This is a genomic window from Brevibacterium sp. MGP-B1, assembly GCF_057766545.1.
Genome location: NZ_CM173407.1, coordinates 1698730 through 1713889, shown reverse-complemented (window position 1 = coordinate 1713889; position 15160 = coordinate 1698730). Strand labels below are relative to the sequence as shown.

Below are 15160 nucleotides of genomic sequence, written 5' to 3'. Positions count from 1 at the left end.
CCACGAGTCCTTGACGCTTGTAGCTCGTTAGAACCTCATCGGCGAACCGGAATGCCCGGCACTGCCCGAGTCGTCCTTCCGCGGCAAGCATCAGATGGAGTTTTACTTTCACTGCCGCGTAAGCACAGCCGGAGCGGGCTAGACAACTATTCCTAAGCTCTTGAGCATTGAAGAGCCAGAAGCGAAAGTGTTTCGTAACCAACGTGTCTCAGATCCTATAGGTTGCGGGACTCGGACACTCAGTTGAGTTGATCGGTGCCCTCAAAACAATTCTTGGAGTCGGTCTCGTAGAGCGTTGTCGCAGACGTACAGATATGTGCCCCGAATTCCTCGCGTGAGTAACACGCTATAAATATTCTTCACGTACTCGAGTAGATCTTCGTCAGTGTATTTGATTCCGAGCTTGGGGTTGTTCTCGCGTCCCTTCTTGTCGTGATAGTTAGAGCGGTCGAAGAAGAGTTTGCCTGCGACGGGATCGTATCGGAGGTCGTTGCCGATTATGACCCCGACATAATTGAGGTCGTACCCCTGAACGGTGTGGATCGAACCGACCTCGTTCACCGATTTTGGAGAGTTGATCCAATCAGTAGTGGTTGTGTTCCAGCGCATATGTTGGCCATCAAGTTCGATGTCGTACGCGGTTTTGTCATTCTTGCTCTTCCACGGCCATGCATAGCCAGCTACCAGACGTGACAGCCCGTGCTCCGCTTCGCGTTTCTGAAGTTCCCGTCGCATTTCGCCTAGATCGGTGAACATCCGCAGGTCGTAGTCTCCGAAGTCTTCGCGTGATGCCGGTGGGGTGTCGCTGAGTATGTCACGGATGTATCTGACATAGTCTTTGTCGGCAGAGATCCGCATCTGCGTTTGTAGGCGGTAGAAGCGGCTGGCTGCTCTGGCTCGGGAGGCGAGCTCCCGAGTCATGGTCGCTGGCAGATCAGCAGGTCGAACGGTTTGACCGACATCGAGCATGAGGATCGAGTGGTGGCTCTGCTTCTGAATCCAATCTAGCTGCGTCTTCTGCGGATCGTCCCAGCCGAACAGTTTCTCGTTGATCTCAATGAACTTCTTGTTGAGTGGTCCCGAGGCCTGATTCGCTCGCTGGTTGAGCCTGTGTGCCTCGTCTACAACAAGGAGATCGAATCGGTCTGAGCTCTCGCCGACTTGGAACGGCGTTAACACCATGCCTTTACTCAAACCGGGCGTCTGTTTGAACACCTTAGCGATCGAGTCGCGCAACGACTGTTGAGGGACGACGATGGCGAATCGCAGAGATTCGAGCAACTCTGCATGTCCAGGGGTGAAGTAGTCGCTGAAGATGGAATCTATGTCGAGAGGCTCCTCCGAATCATGCCGCCGGATGTCCTCGAGCAGTTTGAGCAGATAGATGGCCACCACCGTTTTGCCCGTACCGGGGTTGCCCTCGACCACTACAGTATTGTCGACGCCGCTTTCGAGGTCATCGAAGAAGCCTTCGAGTATGTCATTCACCGCGGCAGCCTGGTCATGATTCAGCGCTTTAAATGGCGAAAGCTTGAAGAGGTCGCTGTTGACGATCTGCGGAATGGTGCGTTTGAAGAGTTCTTCTTGAGTTCGCAACTCTTCGAAGATCTGTCGGAACGTCTTGTTGTAGTTGTCCCGGTCGTAGTAGTCGGCATCGGTGATTCCGGCGTTGAGGTTGAGGACTTGTCGACTCGCGTCGCCGTGGAACATTCGAATGAGAAACGACTCTAGATCTAAACAGGCAGACTTATTAAACGTGTCGTCGAGAACAACTCTGACCGATTTAAGGTTCCGCTTAGAGTCAGACTCGAGGTGCTGCTTCATCCGGCCCTCTACGTTGAGGGACTCGCCGACATAGACCTCTTCTGTATTGTTCATGACATACACGACGGGCCAATTACTGTGACGAGGGTCGACGGATCCCCACGCTTTGACCTTGTCGGCGTCGAAGGGGAAGCGTTCGACTTTAAAGCTGGTCATATTTCACGCTCGTGCCTCGAGCCTTTTCCACCGGATACTTCTCGCGAGTCTTGGCCAGCTTGTCCAAAATGATGGTGTCGGGATCCAGGTCCAGCTTGTCCGCGAGCAACATGCAATAGGTCAGCACATCAGCCAACTCGTCCTTTGCGGACTCGAGGTCGGCATCTCCCCATTGGAAACATTCGAGTAGTTCTCCCGCTTCGATGGAAACGCTCTTCGCGAGATTCTCGGGGGAGTGGAACTGCTGCCAATCGCGTTCTGCCATGAACTGACGGATTGTGTCGCGAACAGAATCTTCGTACATGACTTCAAGGTATCAGCGACGTGCGACAAGTGGGCGAAGCCAAACGCAAATTGGATCTCATGTATCAACCAAGCGGGATTGGTGTGTGTTCAGTCATACGCCGTTATTCCGACAAATGGGGCCCGGAGTTCCTGTTCATTTTCAGCAACTCCGGGCCCAACCTCATGTGGCTGAGTCAGGCGGTCAGGACAACCTTGCCGGTAGTTTTACGGCCCTCGAGCGCACGATGCGCATCAGCAGCTTCCGCCAACCCGAACGTCGCGCCGACGCGGAAGTTGAGCCAGCCGTGCTCGATGCCGTTGAAGAGCATCGCCGAACGCTTCGCCAGCTCCTCCGAGCTGCGGACGAACCATGCCAGCGATGGGCGGGACAGGAAGATTCCGCCCGAAGAATTCAAACGCTGAATGTCGAACGGCGGCACCTGACCTGACGCCCCGCCGAAGAGCACCATCGATCCCAATGGCTTGATCGACGCCAGCGACGCATCGAAGGTGTCCTTGCCGACACCGTCATAAGCGACATCAACGCCTTCGCCATCAGTGAGCTCCTTGACCTTCGCCGTAATGTCGACGCCCTCACCGTAGAGGAAGACCTCATCCGCGCCGGCCTTCCGCGACAGCTCTGCCTTCTCCTCGGTGCTCACCGTCGAGATGACATTGCCACCCAAGTGCTTGATGATCTGCGTCAGCAGCAGGCCGACTCCACCGGCGCCAGCGTGAACGAGCGCCGTCTGACCCGGCTTGATCTCATGCGAGCTCGTCGCCAGATACTGCGCTGTCAGGCCCTGCAGCGGCATTGCCGCAGCCACCTCGGCGGATACGCCCTCGGGCACGCGCAGCAGGAAATCAGCCTTCACGACGACCTGCGTCGCATACGAACCCGGACCCTCGTGCCAGGCAACACGGTCGCCGACTTGCCAGCTCTCAATGCCTTCGCCCACCTCGGCGATATATCCGGTTCCCTCAACGCCGACGACATGCGGGTACTCCATCGGATACACACCCGAACGACGGTACGTGTCGATGAAATTCACGCCCGCAGCCTCGATGTTGACGAGCACCTCACCGGGGCCCGGCTTCGGAGTCTCGATCTCACCGAACTCCAGGACCTCCGGTCCACCAGCCTGCATCGCACGAACTGCCTGGGTCATGACGCCTCCTGCATATAAATTAATTGCCTGGTATGGTTATACATATGAACGATCTTACGGTTGCCGTCTCCGGTGCCACCGGATACGCCGGGGGAGAGGTCCTCCGGCTGCTGAGCACTCACCCCCACTTGAACGTCACCACGGTGTGCGGACATTCCACCGCGGGTGAGAAGCTCGGCCGACATCAACCCCATCTTCCCCGATTCTCTGACCTCGTGGTCCAGGAGTCCACCGCCGAGGTGCTCGCCGGCCATGATGTCGTCATCCTCGCGCTCCCGCATGGTCAGTCCGGACAGATCGCCGCCGAGCTCGAACAGACGAGCCCGGACACCCTCATCGTCGACCTCGCCGCAGACCACCGCCTCATCAGCGCAGCCGCATGGGAGAAGTTCTACGGCTCCGCACACCAGGGCACCTGGACGTACGGCCTGCCCGAGCTGCTGACCGCCGACGGCACCAAACAGCGCGAGGCGCTCAAGTCGACGAAGCGCATCGCGGTGCCCGGCTGCAACGTCACCGCCGTGACCCTCGGCCTCGCACCGCTCATTCAAGCCGGACTTGCGGCACCGACCGGACTCAACGCCGTGCTCGCCAATGGAGTCTCCGGGGCGGGCAAGGCACTCAAGCCGCATCTCACCGCCGCCGAGATCCTCGGCAATGCTTCGCCTTACGGCACCGGCGGCACCCACCGCCATGTGCCAGAGATCGAACAGAACCTCAACGGAGTCCTCGGTGCCGACGCTGGCGACGGCCCCACCCGGATCTCCTTCACCCCGACACTCGTGCCAATGGCCCGCGGAATTCTCGCGACCATCACCGCCGACGCCGGCGAAGCCGCACCGCGCAACGCCGAAGGGCTCCTCGACGCCGCTGCGCTCAAGGACCAACTGGCAACGGCGTTCGCTCAGGCCTATGCCGACGAACCCTTCGTCCGCATCCTGCCCGACGGCCAATGGCCGCAGACCGCGGCCACCACCGGATCGAACGTCGCACAGATCCAGTTCACCGTCGACGAACGAGCCGAAAAGATCCTCGTCGTCGTGGCACTCGACAACCTCGTCCGCGGCACGGCCGGACAAGCCATCCAATCCATCCACCTGGCCCTCGGTCTCGACGAGACCACCGCCCTTCCCTTCGAAGGAGTCGCCCCATGAGCGTCACCGCCCCACTCGGCTTCACCGCCGCCGGACTCACCGCCGGACTCAAACCCTCCGGCACCAAAGACCTCTCACTCGTGGTCAACAACGGCCCCGACACCGCCGTCGCCGCCGTCTACACCTCCAATCGGTGCAAGGCGAACCCTGTCCTGTGGTCCCAGAAGGCCTCGGCCGATGGTCAGGCACGTGCCGTCGTCCTCAACTCCGGGGGAGCGAACTGCTACACCGGCGACTTCGGGTACGAGACGACCACCCTGACCGCGCAGACCACCGCTGAACTCCTCACCGATGCCGGCACCGACACAAAGCCCGAGGACATCCTCGTCTGCTCGACCGGGCTCATCGGCGTCGGCGGCCAGGAATTCCGCGACTCCATCGTGGGCAACCTCGCCCCACTCGTCGCCGCTGCCGACACGAGTGTTGAAGCAGGACATTCGGCTGCCGAAGCGATCATGACCACCGACACCGTCGCGAAGACCGCCAGCCGCACCGGTTCCACCGGGTTCACCATCGGCGGCATGGCCAAAGGTGCGGGCATGCTCGCTCCCGGTTTGGCCACGATGCTCGTCGTCATCACGACCGACGCGAAACTCGACCAGACCGTGCTCGACCAGGCGTTGCGTGCCTCGACGAGCCTGTCCTTCGACCGCCTCGACACCGACGGGTGCATGTCGACGAACGACACCGTCATCCTCATGTCCTCCGGCGCCCACGACGCCGCCGTCGACGCGGAAGAATTCACCAGCCTGCTGCGCGAACTCTGCCTCGACCTCATGCACCAACTCCACGTCGACGCCGAAGGCGCTCACCACGACATCGCCATCACCACCCGCGGCGCCGCCAGCGAAAAAGACGCCGTCGAAGTCTCCCGCTCCGTCGCCCGATCGGCCCTGTTCAAGGCTGCGATCTTCGGGGAGGACCCCAACTGGGGTCGCGTCGTTGCCCAGGTGGGAACCACCTCGGCGGATTTCGATCCCACCCTCATCGACGTGATCATCAACGGCGTCCAGGTGTGCACGGCCTCCGGTCCCGACGAAGACCCCGCGAACGTGACGTTCGAGCGCACAGTTGATGTGTCAATCGACCTCCACGCCGGAGACGACATCGCCACCGTGTGGACCTCGGACCTCACCCACGACTACGTCGAAGAGAACAGCGCCTACTCCTCATGAACAGCCCCGTAGACATGTCCACGAAATCCACGGCCACCCGGCTCGCCGCCGCCCAGGTCAAGGCCGAAGCACTCACCGAGGCGCTGCCCTGGATCAAGACCTTCTCCGGTGCCACGATCGTCATCAAATACGGCGGCAACGCCATGGTCTCTCCGGAGCTGCAGCAGTCCTTCGCCGATGACATCGCCTTCCTCCGCTTCGCCGGCATCCGCCCCGTCGTCGTCCACGGCGGCGGCCCCCAGATCTCCGCCATGCTGAAGCGCTTGGGCATCGAATCCGAGTTCAAGGCCGGGCAGCGCGTGACCACCGAGGAGGCCGCCGAGGTCATCCGCATGGTCCTCTCCGGCCAGGTCAACCGCGACATCGTCTCCCGGATCAACCAGAACGGCAACGCCGCGATCGGCCTGTCCGGTGAAGACGCAGACCTCATGCTCGCGCACAAGACCACAGCCGAGGTGGACGGGCAGACCGTTGATCTCGGCCGGGTGGGCGAGATCGCCCAGGTCAACACCACCGTACTCACCGAACTCCTCGACGCCGGCCGCGTTCCCGTCATCTGCTCGATCGCCTCCGAGATCGGGGGAGAAGCGGGAAAGCCGCTCAACATCAATGCGGACCTGGCCGCCTCGGCGGTGGCGAAAGCACTGAAGGCGGACAAACTCATCATGCTCACCGATGTGCCCGGCCTCTACGCAAACTGGCCGGACACGTCCTCGCTCATCTCCCGCATCGGCCCGGACAAGCTGCGCGAACTCCTGCCGAGCCTCGACTCGGGGATGATCCCGAAGATGACCGCCGCGCTTGAGGCCATCGAGCACGGGGTGCAGCAGGCCCACATCATCGACGGCCGGATGGCGCACTCCCTGCTGCTCGAGGTGTTCACCTCCGAGGGCATCGGCACCATGGTCGAAGACACCGTCGTCGCACCCGCACCGCTGGGCGACGGACACCAAGGAACACAGGAGGACGACAATGAGTGAAGCAACGCACCAGCAAGCCACAACGGATCAGGCACAGACCTGGCGCGATGACTTCTCCCGCGTCCTCTCTCCGGTCTTCGGCTCACCCCAGCTCGACCTCGTCCGTGGTGAGGGTTCGTACGTGTGGGACGCCTCGGGCAAGAAGTACCTCGACCTACTCGCCGGCATCGCCGTCAACGCGCTCGGCCACTGCCACCCGGCCTGGGTCAAGGCCATCACCGAGCAGGCGTCAACTCTCGGCCACATTTCGAATTTCTTCACCTCGCCGCCCCAGATCAACCTCGCCACGAAACTCCACGAGGTCCTCGACCTGCCGACCGGATCCGCCGTGTTCTTCTCGAACTCCGGCACCGAGGCCAACGAGGCGGCCTTCAAGATGGCCCGCCGTGCCGGGGGAGGAGGCCGGCCGATCATCATCGCCGTCGAAGGTGCCTTCCACGGCCGCACCATGGGCGCCCTCGCACTGACCGCGAAGGCCGCATACCGGGAACCCTTCGCCCCCGGCGTGCCCGGAGTCGTCCACGTGCCCTACGGCGACGTCGACGCACTCGCCGCGGCCGTCAACGACACCACCGCGGCTGTCTTCATCGAACCCATCCAGGGCGAGGTGGGCGTGCGGCAGCACCCCGCCGGCTACCTTCGGGCCGCCAGGGAACTCACCCGAGACGCCGGAGCACTGCTCGTCCTCGACGAAGTGCAGTCCGGAGTGGCCCGCACCGGCACCTGGTTCGCCCACCAGGACCCAGAGATCGGCGAGGGCGTCGTCCCCGACATCATCACCTCGGCGAAGGGTCTGGGCGGAGGCATGCCGATCGGCGCGACGATCACCGTCGGGGATGCGAACACGAAGCTGCTCGAAGCCGGTCAGCACGGCACGACCTTCGGCGGCAACCCCATCGCCTGCGCGGCCGGACTGGCCGTGCTCGAGACCATCGAGAACGAGAACCTGCTCGAGCACACACGGGCCACCGGGTCCTGGCTGACCGAACAGCTCACCGCCATCGACGGAATCACCGCCGTGACCGGAATGGGTCTGCTCCTCGGCCTCGAGCTCACCGAAGGCCTCGATGAGAAGGCGATTGCCGACCGAGCACGCGACGCCGGGTTCATCATCAACCCCGTTGCCCCCGGCCGCCTGCGCTTGGCCCCGCCGCTGACCATCACCCGAACCGAGCTCGCCCCCTTCCTCGAGGCGCTGCCCGGCCTGCTGCACGGCTGACGGCACCCCCTGAGAACAGACTTTCCAAAGGACCCACCATGACACGCCATTTCCTCAAGGACACCGACCTCACCCCGGCCGAACAGGCTGAGGTCCTCGACCTCGCCGTCGAGCTCAAGGCCGCCCCCTATTCGCGGACCCCGCTTGCCGGCCCGCAGACCGCCGCGGTCATCTTCGACAAGACCTCGACGCGGACCCGGGTCTCATTCGCCGCCGGCATCGCCGCACTCGGCGGGCAGCCGCTCATCATCAACCCCGGTGAGGCGCAACTCGGACACAAGGAATCGATCGCCGACACCGCGCAGGTGATGTCGCGGATGGTCTCGGCGATCATCTGGCGCACCTACACCCAGGTCGGTCTCGAAGAGATGGCCGAGCACTCCTCCGTGCCCGTCATCAACTCCCTGTCCGATGACTTCCACCCCTGCCAGATCCTGGCCGACCTGCTCACCATCCGCGAACACCGCGGCGACGTAAAGGGTCAGACGATGACGTACTTCGGCGACGGGGCCAACAATATGGCGAACTCCTACGCCCTCGGTGGGGCCAACGCCGGCATGCACGTGCGCATCGCCGCACCGGCCGATTATCAGCCGGCCCCGGAGATCGCCGCCGAGGCCGAGGCACTCGCCGCTCAGACCGGGGGATCGCTCACCGTCACCGACGACCCGGTCGCCGCAGCCACCGGCGCCGACGTCCTCGTCACCGACACCTGGGTGTCCATGGGCCAGGACTCAGCCGGCCGCGACGACCACGCCTCACCCTTCGTGAAATACCAGGTCAGCCAGGAACTCATGAACCTCGGCAACGACCCGATCTTCCTCCACTGCCTGCCCGCCTACCGCGGCAAAGAGGTCACGGCTGAGGTGATCGACGGCCCCGCCTCGGTGGTCTTCGACGAGGCCGAGAACCGCCTCCACGCGCAGAAGGCGCTCATGACCTTCCTCCTGGAGCGACGATGACCGAGGCGAATTCCGGGGCGAACAGCGCACCGCTGACGAAGACCGCCCGGCAGCAGAAGATCATCGATCTCATCACCCGCCAGTCCGTGCGGTCCCAGATCGAACTCGCCGAGGCGCTCGCGACGCAGGGCATCACCGTCACCCAGGCGACTCTGTCGCGCGACCTCGCTGAGGTGGGGGCCGTGAAGATCCGGTCCACCGCAGGATCCGTGTACGCCGTTCCCGGTGAGGGCGGGGACCGGTCCCTGCAGCAGTCGACGGGGGAGAGCCTCGATGCGAAGCTGCCGCGGATCCTTGAGGAGCTGCTCGTTTCCGCGGTGTCCCAGGACAACACGGTCGTGCTGCGCACCCCGCCGGGAGCCGCGCAGTACTTGGCGTCGGCGATTGACCGGTCGTCGATGGTCGGCATCTTCGGCACCCTGGCCGGCGACGACACGGTGCTCGTCATCGCCGACGCCGCAGTCGGGGGCGCGGCCGTGGCCGAGGCCTTCCTCGAATACGCGGCAGGCGGGTTGGCCGAGGGCTGAGCTTCTGTCGGTGCGGCCAGTAACCGGGCGGGCCGCCTTGGTGGGAATCCACGGGACGGACGGCCACCTCGGCGAGGGAAAACTGGAACAATGACAACTGAGTTTCATCATTTCAATGAACGGGCCGGCGCATCCGTGCTGGTGGGAAAGGACGATCTGTGAGCGAACGACTGAGCCTGTGGGGCGGACGATTCTCCGACGGTCCCGCCGATGCGCTGGCCGCGCTGAGCAAGTCCACGGACTTCGACTGGCGCCTGGCGAAGTACGACATCGCGGGGTCCAAGGCCCACGCGAAGGTCCTCCACCACGCGGGACTGCTCACCGATGACGAGCTGTCGGGGATGCATTCGGCTCTCGACGAGCTGCTGCGTCGGGTGGACGCCGGCGAATACGTCGCGGCCGAATCCGATGAGGATGTGCATTCGTCGTTGGAGCGCGGGCTCATCGAGATCGCCGGACCCGAGCTCGGCGGGAAGCTGCGTGCCGGACGGTCCCGCAACGACCAGATCGCGACGATGGGTCGGATGTACCTGCGTGACCATGCTCGTGAGGTCGCCGGTCTCGTCCTCGACACCGTCGAGGTGCTCATCGCTCAGGCAGAAGAGCATCCCGAGGCCCCGATGCCGGGTCGCACACATCTCCAGCACGCACAGCCAGTGCTGCTGGCTCACCATCTGCTCGCTCATGCGTGGCCGCTGCTGCGCGACGTCGCCCGCTTCGTTGATTTCGATGCGCGGGCGGGAGTCTCTGCGTATGGTTCGGGTGCTCTGGCCGGGTCGTCGCTCGGTCTTGATCCGCAGGCGGTGGCCGCGGACCTCGGGTTCACCGATTCGGTGGAGAACTCCATCGACGGCACCGCGTCGCGCGATGTCTTCGCCGAATACCTGTTCATCACGACGATGATCGGCATCGACCTCTCCCGTCTGTCCGAGGAGGTCATCGCGTGGGCGACGAAGGAATTCTCGTTCGTCACCCTCCACGATGCGTACTCGACGGGATCGTCGATCATGCCGCAGAAGAAGAACCCGGACGTCGCCGAGCTCACCCGTGGCAAGTCAGGTCGCCTCATCGGCGATCTCACCGGGCTGCTGTCGACGCTCAAGGCGCTGCCGTTGGCGTACAACCGGGACCTGCAGGAGGACAAGGAGCCGGTCTTCGACGCCACGGACACTCTCGAGCTGCTGCTGCCCGCGTTCACCGGAATGGTCGCGACTCTGAAGTTCGATACCGAGCGGATGGCGTATCTGGCGCCGCGCGGTTTCGCCCTGGCCACTGACATCGCCGAGTGGCTCGTGCGTGAGGGCGTGCCGTTCCGTGTGGCCCATGAGCTGTCGGGTGCCTGCGTGCAGCTGGCTGAATCCCGCGATGTTGAACTCTGGGACTTGACCGACGAAGACTTTGCCGGGATCTCTTCGCATCTGACACCGGACGTGCGCGAGGTGCTTACGACCCTCGGCTCGATCGATTCGCGCTTTTCCAAGGGCGGCACGGCTCGGTCGGCCGTCGAGGCGCAGCTGGCGAATGCGAAGGCCGAGGTGGCGCGCCTGCGGGAGTTCGCAGGGTCGGCGCGGAGCGTGTGAGCTTCACCTCCCTACGACCTCAATCTTCCGGTCGGCTGATCGGAACTGTGTCAGCGGTGCTCTGATTATTCCGCGGTCGGAGCACCGTTCGTCCTTCGTGACTGAGCGAGGTTCCATCGTCACTCCAACAGGTCTCTGTTTTCGGATCCGGGGGAGCAACAGGCAACTCGGCAACGTCCCAATCTTCCGCACAACTTGTACAAGTTGTACAATAGTGGCATGAGTTCAGTAACGATGTCCGAATTCCGCAGCCAACAGAGCAGTCTCATCGCCGCCGCGCAGCGCGAGCCCGTCGAGATCACTTCCCGTGGTTCTGTTCGTCGTGCAGTGGTGGTCTCTCCTGACTTCTATGATCGTGCACTCCAGGCACTCGAGGATCAGGCAGATGTGCGAGCTGCAGCGTTGGCTCGAGAAGAGCGTGGACGAGTGTCTCAGGAAGAGCTGGAACAAGAACTCGGTCTCTGACCCGCCGCTGTGTCGTACTCGATCAGCTACGTGCCTTCAGCGGCGAAGGCACTGCGCAAACTTGATCGCCCCATCGCCCGACGCCTGGTCGCGTCGATCAAGGAGTTGTCCGATGAACCACGCCCTCCTGGTTGCGTGCAGCTGAAGGGCGGTTCCGGGGAGTTCCGGATTCGGACTATCGGGTGATCTACGAAGTCATCGACAGCGAGCTCGTCGTGTTGGTTCTCCATCTCGGGCACCGTCGGGAGGTCTACCGATGAGGGGAGCGCGGCAGTCCCGAGCCAAGGGCACAGCCGCCTCGGCGAGCACGTAGAATTGACCCCGTCGGCTCCGCGCCGACACAGACCACAGATTCGAAAGGACCGAAGTGACCGACATCTTCAGTGAACTCAAGGCCCGCGGGCTCGTCGCAGTTTCCACCGACGAGACCGCCCTGCAGAAAGCCCTGGCCGAGGAGTCGCTGACCTATTATGTCGGTTTCGATCCGACGGCCCCGAGCCTGCACATGGGCAACCTCGTCCAGCTGCTCACCGCCGCCCGCCTCCAGCAGGCCGGCCACAACCCGCTCGCCCTCGTCGGTGGCGCCACCGGCCTCATCGGCGATCCGCGCATGTCGGGGGAGCGGACGCTCAACCCGCGTGAGGTCGTCGAGGAGTGGGTGGCGAAGATCCGCACCCAGGTCGAGAAGTTCCTCGACTTCTCAGGCCCCCATGCCGCTCAGATCGTCAACAACCTGGACTGGACCTCGCAGCTGTCGGCCATCGACTTCCTCCGCGACATCGGCAAGCACTTCCCGGTCAATCGGATGCTGTCGAAGGAATCCGTCTCCGCGCGGCTCAACAGCGAAGCCGGCATCTCCTTCACCGAGTTCTCGTACCAGATCCTCCAGGGAAACGACTACCTCGAGCTCAACCGCCGCTACGGCTGCTCCCTGCAGACCGGCGGCTCCGACCAGTGGGGCAACCTCACCTCGGGCGTCGACCTCATCCGCCGCGTCGAGCAGAAGTCCGTCCATGCCCTGGCCACCCCGCTGATCACGAAGGCCGATGGCACGAAGTTCGGCAAGACCGAATCCGGCACAGTGTGGCTCGATTCGTCGCTGACCAGCCCGTACGCGTTCAGCCAGTTCTGGCTCAACGCCGACGACCGCGACGTGGTGAAGTACCTCAAGGTGTTCTCGCTGCGCCCGCTCGACGAGATCGAAGCCATCGAAGCCGAGTTCACCGCTGCCCCGCACACCCGTGTGGCGCAGAAGGCCCTCGCCGAGGATGTCACGACTTTGGTCCACGGACGTCAGGCTTACGAGCAGGCCATCGCTGCGGCTTCCGCCCTGTTCGGTGGGGGAGAGCTCGCCGGTCTTGATTCGTCGACGCTGGGTGCGGCAACTTCCGAGCTGCCTCGGGGTGAGGTGTCTACGACCCAGCTGGCCGAGGGCCTGCCTGTTGCTGATGCGTTCGTCGCTTCCGGCATCGTCAAGTCCAAGGGTGAGGCTCGCCGTGCCATCAAGGACGGGGGAGCGTACGTCAACAACGTCAAGGTTGCGGACCAGGAGCAGACCCTGACTTCCGATGATGTGCTCTCGACAGAAGCTGGAGGAGTCGTCCTCCTGCGCCGAGGCAAGAAGACCCTCGGTGCTGTCGACATCGTCGGCTGAGCAGCCTCCGTCACTGATAATGCCGTGTCCTCCACATTGGGAGGGCGCGGCATTGTCGTATCCACGACGGTTGGATCCGTTCGACAACGGAAAACCTTGTCATCGGCGAATACAAGAGATCGCGTTGTAGAGGCAGCTTCTGCGGCAGCACTGTAGCCAAGGGAACGCGGTCAATCAGCGTGCGATCCGGCAGTCTGCGGTCAACCGGACCGGCGAAGTGGGGCCATCACCATGGAAAAGCATGCTGTCATCGAGCAGACTGGCAGATGACGGACAATCGAACGAATACCGACTGACGAACGCACGAGGAGATCATGCGCACCCTGCTCAACATCATCTGGTTCATCTTCTCCGGCCTCTGGCTGGCACTCGGATACTGGGCCGCCGGCATCATCGCCTGCATCTTCATCGTCACCATCCCCTGGGGCATCGCATCCTTCCGTATCGGCAACTACGCACTGTGGCCCTTCGGCCGCGAGGTCATCGAAACCCGCCCGGCCGGAGTGGCGACCACCCTGGGCAACATCATCTGGCTCATCGTCGCCGGGGTCTGGCTCGCTATCGGACACGTCGTCACCTCGATCCCGCTGTTCATCTCGATCATCGGAATCCCTCTCGGCTGGGCGAACATCAAGCTCATCCCGGTCTCTCTTATGCCGCTGGGCAAGCAGATCGTCGACAGCGACCGGCTGATGCCCGGCTACCGCGGAGCCTGAGTCAACGGTTTAGGAGCTCTGCTCCTCGAGTTCCTCGAGAGAGATGCGGCCTTGGCGCACTGCCCAGAGCACGCGGCGAGTGCGCACAATTCGGGGCAGGGTGATGATCAGCAGTCCGCCGAGCATGTTGCACGGGATCACGATTCCGAACCACTGCAGGAAATCGAGGATCGAAATGTCCGCGCCCGTCATCATGGCGGCGAAGATGACGATCGCATTGATAGCTCCGTGCAGCATGCTGACGCCGATCACCAACAGACCGGTGATCATACAGACGATCGCCTTGACGACGTCGTTCTGTGTCCCCTGCTGCATACGGGTTGACAAAGTGATTGTCGCGCCGGCCAGCAGTGAGAGGGCGAGCATGACGATGAGCGAAGACTGGTTGATATAGCCGAGCGCCATATCCGCAATCGTCTTGTGGTAATCCGGGAGGGCGATAACGATCAACCAGGCGAAGACCGCGCCCCCGATCAGGTTCGTCACGAGAGTGGTCAGCCAGAGGCGGAGCACCTGGATCCAATTCGCCTGGCCGGCGATGACGGCGTTGATCGGAAGGAGAAATTCTTCGGTGAACAGTTCCGAGTGCGCCAGCTTCAATGCCAGAAGGCCGATGCCAAATGCCATCCCGGCGAGGATCGTCGACCCGGTCGCTTGCTTGACGAGCACCATGGCCAAGATGCCGAGACCGACATCGATGCCGCCGAAGAGCCCGGTGACGATAAGTTCCGGCCACTTCCGGTTGAGCCGCTTGGCACCCTCAGTGACTGTATTGGCCGCCTCGTCGATGAGGGCGTCTTCGAGATCGAGGTCGTTGCGGCCAAGTCGTTCTCGCTGCTCTTTCTGAGTCATCCCGTCAGTGTAGGGGTCGGGACGCGCTGAAACGCTGGGAATCATCTGCACAATGAGGGCAATCTGCTGCCGCCGGCCAGAGCATGGCGGGGTTCTGCAGCCGTACGTTTGTGCCCGTGGAAGTAGGCGCGAAACCGGGCATCTCGAGCTGGTGACGGGTGTCACAGGTGAATTTCCGGTTTCGAGTTGCACGGTGCCTCTGGGGTGGTCTAGAGTTATATCTCGTTGCCCCGCCGGAAACACCGTCACTGAGACAGAGTTTCCACCGGGTCTGACCAGGACAAACACAGTTTGATCCGAGGGTTCAGAACACCGGGTGGGTGACACAAAATGAAACTGATACCCCCAGTGAACACGCTCGTTTTTCGGGTGGTGGTGATGGGTGTGTGTTTGTGGTTTGAGAATCCAATAGCGTGTTTGTTTGAACAAGTTGTGATGCCAG

Annotated in this window: 15 protein-coding genes; 11 read left to right on the top strand and 4 right to left on the bottom strand. The window is 62.7% G+C overall.

What is annotated here, in order from left to right:
• Positions 1 to 261: 261 nt before the first annotated feature.
• From AC3CD9_RS07830 to AC3CD9_RS07820, 3 genes are all read right to left on the bottom strand, one after another.
• Positions 262 to 1980 carry a DNA/RNA helicase domain-containing protein gene (locus AC3CD9_RS07830; protein WP_488367109.1) on the bottom strand — a complete coding sequence of 573 codons (1719 nt, stop codon included), beginning with the start codon at positions 1978 to 1980 and terminating at the stop codon, positions 262 to 264.
• Positions 1967 to 2284: a nucleotide pyrophosphohydrolase gene (locus AC3CD9_RS07825; protein ID WP_410711329.1), complete on the bottom strand. Its 318-nt coding sequence runs from the start codon at positions 2282 to 2284 to the stop codon at positions 1967 to 1969. Before AC3CD9_RS07825 ends, AC3CD9_RS07830 begins: the two co-directional genes overlap by 14 nt.
• Before the next feature lie 175 nt (positions 2285 to 2459).
• Positions 2460 to 3434, bottom strand: coding sequence for a quinone oxidoreductase family protein (locus AC3CD9_RS07820; protein WP_488367107.1), 975 nt, complete (start codon positions 3432 to 3434; stop codon positions 2460 to 2462).
• 44 nt (positions 3435 to 3478) lie between these two features.
• Here AC3CD9_RS07820 and argC point away from each other — a divergent pair, with 44 nt between their 5' ends.
• The 11 genes from argC (at position 3479) to AC3CD9_RS07765 (ending at position 13866) form a co-directional block, all read left to right on the top strand.
• Positions 3479 to 4588 carry an N-acetyl-gamma-glutamyl-phosphate reductase gene (gene argC, locus AC3CD9_RS07815; RefSeq protein WP_488367106.1) on the top strand — a complete coding sequence of 370 codons (1110 nt, stop codon included), beginning with the start codon at positions 3479 to 3481 and terminating at the stop codon, positions 4586 to 4588.
• Positions 4585 to 5763, top strand: coding sequence for a bifunctional glutamate N-acetyltransferase/amino-acid acetyltransferase ArgJ (argJ, locus tag AC3CD9_RS07810; RefSeq protein WP_488367105.1), 1179 nt, complete (start codon positions 4585 to 4587; stop codon positions 5761 to 5763). The genes argC and argJ overlap by 4 nt, the downstream gene beginning before the upstream one ends.
• Before the next feature lie 14 nt (positions 5764 to 5777).
• Complete coding sequence (argB, locus tag AC3CD9_RS07805; protein ID WP_488367104.1) at positions 5778 to 6743, top strand: acetylglutamate kinase; 966 nt, start codon at positions 5778 to 5780, stop codon at positions 6741 to 6743.
• A complete protein-coding gene (locus AC3CD9_RS07800; protein WP_488367102.1) occupies positions 6736 to 7962 on the top strand; it encodes an acetylornithine transaminase in 1227 nt (408 codons plus the stop codon). The genes argB and AC3CD9_RS07800 overlap by 8 nt, the downstream gene beginning before the upstream one ends.
• A 38-nt stretch (positions 7963 to 8000) precedes the next feature.
• Complete coding sequence (gene argF / locus AC3CD9_RS07795) at positions 8001 to 8924, top strand: ornithine carbamoyltransferase (RefSeq protein WP_488367100.1); 924 nt, start codon at positions 8001 to 8003, stop codon at positions 8922 to 8924.
• Complete coding sequence (locus AC3CD9_RS07790) at positions 8921 to 9451, top strand: arginine repressor (RefSeq protein WP_488367099.1); 531 nt, start codon at positions 8921 to 8923, stop codon at positions 9449 to 9451. The genes argF and AC3CD9_RS07790 overlap by 4 nt, the downstream gene beginning before the upstream one ends.
• Before the next feature lie 158 nt (positions 9452 to 9609).
• Positions 9610 to 11031 (top strand): argininosuccinate lyase, encoded by a 1422-nt coding sequence (gene argH, locus AC3CD9_RS07785; RefSeq protein ID WP_488367098.1) that lies wholly within the window; start codon positions 9610 to 9612, stop codon positions 11029 to 11031.
• Between the two features lie 219 nt (positions 11032 to 11250).
• Positions 11251 to 11496, top strand: coding sequence for a type II toxin-antitoxin system prevent-host-death family antitoxin (locus AC3CD9_RS07780; RefSeq protein WP_488367097.1), 246 nt, complete (start codon positions 11251 to 11253; stop codon positions 11494 to 11496).
• Positions 11497 to 11678: 182 nt separating this feature from the next.
• Positions 11679 to 11756, top strand: coding sequence for a type II toxin-antitoxin system RelE family toxin (locus AC3CD9_RS07775; protein WP_488367522.1), 78 nt, complete (start codon positions 11679 to 11681; stop codon positions 11754 to 11756).
• A gap of 107 nt (positions 11757 to 11863) precedes the next feature.
• Positions 11864 to 13150, top strand: a complete 1287-nt coding sequence (gene tyrS / locus AC3CD9_RS07770) for a tyrosine--tRNA ligase (RefSeq protein ID WP_488367096.1) — start codon at positions 11864 to 11866, stop codon at positions 13148 to 13150.
• Positions 13151 to 13464: 314 nt separating this feature from the next.
• The gene (locus AC3CD9_RS07765) at positions 13465 to 13866 is read left to right on the top strand and encodes a YccF domain-containing protein (RefSeq protein ID WP_025780405.1); all 402 of its coding nucleotides are present in this window, start codon (positions 13465 to 13467) and stop codon (positions 13864 to 13866) included.
• A 9-nt stretch (positions 13867 to 13875) separates the two neighbouring features.
• Here the strand turns inward: AC3CD9_RS07765 and AC3CD9_RS07760 are convergent, their stop codons facing one another.
• The gene (locus AC3CD9_RS07760) at positions 13876 to 14718 is read right to left on the bottom strand and encodes a formate/nitrite transporter family protein (protein ID WP_488367521.1); all 843 of its coding nucleotides are present in this window, start codon (positions 14716 to 14718) and stop codon (positions 13876 to 13878) included.
• Positions 14719 to 15160 lie beyond the last annotated feature (442 nt).

What these genes read in the sequence shown, in the direction of transcription:
- argJ (WP_488367105.1), top strand. Translation starts at nt 4,585, where the DNA reads ATGAGCGTCACCGCCCCACTCGGCTTCACCGCCGCCGGACTCACCGCC.
- AC3CD9_RS07760 (WP_488367521.1), bottom strand. Translation starts at nt 14,718, where the DNA reads ATGACTCAGAAAGAGCAGCGAGAACGACTTGGCCGCAACGACCTCGAT.
- argB (WP_488367104.1), top strand. Translation starts at nt 5,778, where the DNA reads ATGTCCACGAAATCCACGGCCACCCGGCTCGCCGCCGCCCAGGTCAAG.
- AC3CD9_RS07780 (WP_488367097.1), top strand. Translation starts at nt 11,251, where the DNA reads ATGAGTTCAGTAACGATGTCCGAATTCCGCAGCCAACAGAGCAGTCTC.
- AC3CD9_RS07765 (WP_025780405.1), top strand. Translation starts at nt 13,465, where the DNA reads ATGCGCACCCTGCTCAACATCATCTGGTTCATCTTCTCCGGCCTCTGG.
- argF (WP_488367100.1), top strand. Translation starts at nt 8,001, where the DNA reads ATGACACGCCATTTCCTCAAGGACACCGACCTCACCCCGGCCGAACAG.
- AC3CD9_RS07820 (WP_488367107.1), bottom strand. Translation starts at nt 3,434, where the DNA reads ATGACCCAGGCAGTTCGTGCGATGCAGGCTGGTGGACCGGAGGTCCTG.
- AC3CD9_RS07825 (WP_410711329.1), bottom strand. Translation starts at nt 2,284, where the DNA reads ATGTACGAAGATTCTGTTCGCGACACAATCCGTCAGTTCATGGCAGAA.
- AC3CD9_RS07830 (WP_488367109.1), bottom strand. Translation starts at nt 1,980, where the DNA reads ATGACCAGCTTTAAAGTCGAACGCTTCCCCTTCGACGCCGACAAGGTC.
- AC3CD9_RS07800 (WP_488367102.1), top strand. Translation starts at nt 6,736, where the DNA reads ATGAGTGAAGCAACGCACCAGCAAGCCACAACGGATCAGGCACAGACC.
- AC3CD9_RS07790 (WP_488367099.1), top strand. Translation starts at nt 8,921, where the DNA reads ATGACCGAGGCGAATTCCGGGGCGAACAGCGCACCGCTGACGAAGACC.
- argC (WP_488367106.1), top strand. Translation starts at nt 3,479, where the DNA reads ATGAACGATCTTACGGTTGCCGTCTCCGGTGCCACCGGATACGCCGGG.